This window comes from Bacillus sp. AFS001701, assembly GCF_002559405.1.
In the GTDB taxonomy this organism is placed as follows: domain Bacteria; phylum Bacillota; class Bacilli; order Bacillales; family Bacillaceae_G; genus Gottfriedia.
In genome coordinates this window covers 1-2,778 of sequence record NZ_NTZO01000286.1, presented here as the reverse complement: position 1 = coordinate 2,778, position 2,778 = coordinate 1, and the positions used below count along the sequence as shown (strand labels likewise).

The following is a 2,778-nucleotide window of genomic DNA, read 5'->3' as shown; positions in this document are numbered from 1 at the left end:
TATACTTAATTCCTAAAATTTGAAACTACGTCGAGTCCCCTTCATAGCTGCAAATTTATAATTTCTTAATGTGAAATGAAAAATTTAACTATTCATCTCCTTGCAAGCCTTAAGCAAATCATACCGTCCTACATCAAATAATTAATATCCCTTTTCAATTTTCACTACATTTCTAAGTTTCTCGTTATTTTCTAATGTTGAAAGTGTATTGACAAAACACTTAACACCATCATTTGGTAAAGTAACTGCCGAAATATGTGGTGTTATTTTGACATTAGGCATTTGCCATAATTCAGAATCGGCTGGAAGTGGTTCAACAGCAAAAACATCTAATATAGCTTTTCTAATATACCCATTATTCAAAGCTTCCTTTAAAGAGTCCTCACATACAGTTGCTCCTCTACCAACATTTATAAACCCTACATTATTTAAATGTTTAAATGTACTCATATCTAATATATTTTTAGTTTCATTCGTAGACGGAAGAACACTAATAATCCAATCTGTATGATCTAAAATTGTAGATGCTTCTTGGAATGGTACTATTTTTTCAAAATATTGTTTTTGATTACCACTCATAGAAACTCCATATACTTTCATTCCTAAGCTTGATAAAACTTTACCAATATGTCCCCCAATTTCTCCTGTACCATAAATGACGACTTTTTGGTCTTCTAAAGATTTTGGGATATGAAATTCCCACTTATTTTCATTCTGTAAATTTGAAAATTGTTCATGTAATTGTGAATCCTGGAGTATGTAACTTAAACAATATTGACTCATTTTTGGACCAAAAACATCAATCGTTCGCGTTAAAAGCACATCATTTTTCCATTTAATTTTCATGAAACTATCTACGCCCGCTGCTAATGAATGGACCCACTTTATGTTTCCAAATTCAAAATTTGGTGTTGGACGAAAACCAACAAATGTATCAGCCCACTCATAATCCTCTTTTGTTACTTCATCTTCAGGTAAAAAACGAAACTCTTTTGATAGATTATGTGATTCAATTAGATCTTTAAGCTTATGATGAATTCGGCTAGTCACTAAAATTCTTTGAATTTCCATTGTCCTACACTCCTTTTTTTGTCTTAAATAAATTTTAGCATAATATTCCGAAAAGAATGAAAAGAAAACACTTCGAGTAATAAATACCAAATCTACTTTGACAAAAAAAAGAGGTTCCCTTAAAAAGTCGGGACAACCTCATCTGTTTAATATCTGCCTTATAAAACTTTACTTAAGAAACTTTTCGTGCGCTCGTGTTTTGGGAAATCAAATATTTGCACTGGACTGTTTTCTTCTACTATGTACCCTTGATCCATAAAGATTACGCGATCACCAACTTCACGAGCAAAGCCCATTTCATGTGTAACAATGACCATTGTCATTCCTTCTTGAGCAAGTTGCTTCATAACCTCTAAAACTTCACCGACCATTTCGGGATCTAGGGCGGATGTAGGTTCGTCGAATAACATAATTTTTGGTTCCATTGCAAGTGCTCTTGCGATCGCAACACGTTGTTTTTGTCCACCAGATAGTGAGTCAGGATATTCATTGGCTTTATCTGAAAGCCCGACTTTTTTTAATAGTTCAAGTGCTTTCGTTTTAGCAAAATCATTCGCTCGATTTCTTACTTTTTTAGGTGCTAGCGTAATATTTTCTAAGACTGTTAAATGTGGAAAAAGATTAAAATGTTGGAATACCATGCCTACTTCAGTACGAATTTTATTTATATTTGTTTTTTTATCTGTAAGATCGACGTCTTCGATAAAAACTTTACCCGCTGTTATTGTTTCTAACATATTTAAACATCGAAGAAAAGTTGACTTACCAGAACCTGAAGGACCGATTACAACACATACTTCACGTGGTTGAATTGTAATGTTGATATCTTTTAAAACTTCTAGCGAACCAAATGATTTTTTTAATTTTTCTACTTTAATCATCCCGTAGTCAACCTTCTTTCAATGCGATTTAAAACAAAACTTAATGTTAATGTTAGGACTAAATAGATTACTGCAGCAGAGATGTACGGCTCCCACACTTTATAATATTGCCCCTGCATTGCTCTACTCCAATACATAAGTTCTGGTGCAGCAATAATAGCTGCAATTGAAGATTCCTTAATTAAGACAATAAATTCATTTCCAAGCGGAGGGATCATACGTTTAATAGCTTGAGGTAAAATAACATGTTTCATAGCTTGTACATGCGTCATTCCTAAGGAACGAGAAGCCTCCATTTGCCCTTTATCAATTGATTGAATTCCAGCACGAAAGATTTCAGCAATATATGCTGCTGCATTTAATGATAGTGCAATGATTGTGGCTGCTATTGCGTTTGTCTCTCCTATAAAATAAGGAACTACCCCAAAGTGTATTAATAAGATTTGTACAAATAACGGTGTTCCTCTAAAAAAATTGATATACCAAACAAAGGGTAGTGCTAACCATTTATTTGATTGCATTTTTCCTAATCCAATAAATAATCCGATTATTGTACCTAAGAATATTCCTGCTAAAGATAAGCCAATTGTTAATCCAGTTCCTCTAAGGAAAAACGGTATGTATTCTTTTACAATTCCAAGATCAAAATGCATTTCTTTTCCCCCATTTAGATAAAATTGCGTAACACAAGTGCCTGTTACGCAATTTTTAATTTCCTATTTATTTTCTTCTGCTTTTAATGTTTCAAGATCTGGCTCTGATCCAAAATGCTCTTTATAAATATTTTCATAAGTACCATTGTTTACTACTTCTTTAATTGCTTTAT

3 protein-coding genes are annotated in these 2,778 nt (G+C 32.9%); all 3 read right to left on the bottom strand.

All coding sequences use genetic code 11. The features are described 5' to 3' along the window. Window positions 1–141: 141 nt before the first annotated feature. The 3 genes from CN514_RS18075 to CN514_RS18065 all read right to left on the bottom strand — a co-directional run bounded on the left by CN514_RS18075 (window position 142) and on the right by CN514_RS18065 (window position 2,605). The gene (locus CN514_RS18075; RefSeq protein ID WP_098233791.1) at window positions 142–1,071 is read right to left on the bottom strand and encodes a D-2-hydroxyacid dehydrogenase; all 930 of its coding nucleotides are present in this window, start codon (window positions 1,069–1,071) and stop codon (window positions 142–144) included. Window positions 1,072–1,229: 158 nt separating this feature from the next. After that, the gene (locus tag CN514_RS18070) at window positions 1,230–1,952 is read right to left on the bottom strand and encodes an amino acid ABC transporter ATP-binding protein (protein WP_098233790.1); all 723 of its coding nucleotides are present in this window, start codon (window positions 1,950–1,952) and stop codon (window positions 1,230–1,232) included. Next, a complete protein-coding gene (locus CN514_RS18065; RefSeq protein WP_098233789.1) occupies window positions 1,949–2,605 on the bottom strand; it encodes an amino acid ABC transporter permease in 657 nt (218 codons plus the stop codon). The genes CN514_RS18070 and CN514_RS18065 overlap by 4 nt, the downstream gene beginning before the upstream one ends. Window positions 2,606–2,778 lie beyond the last annotated feature (173 nt).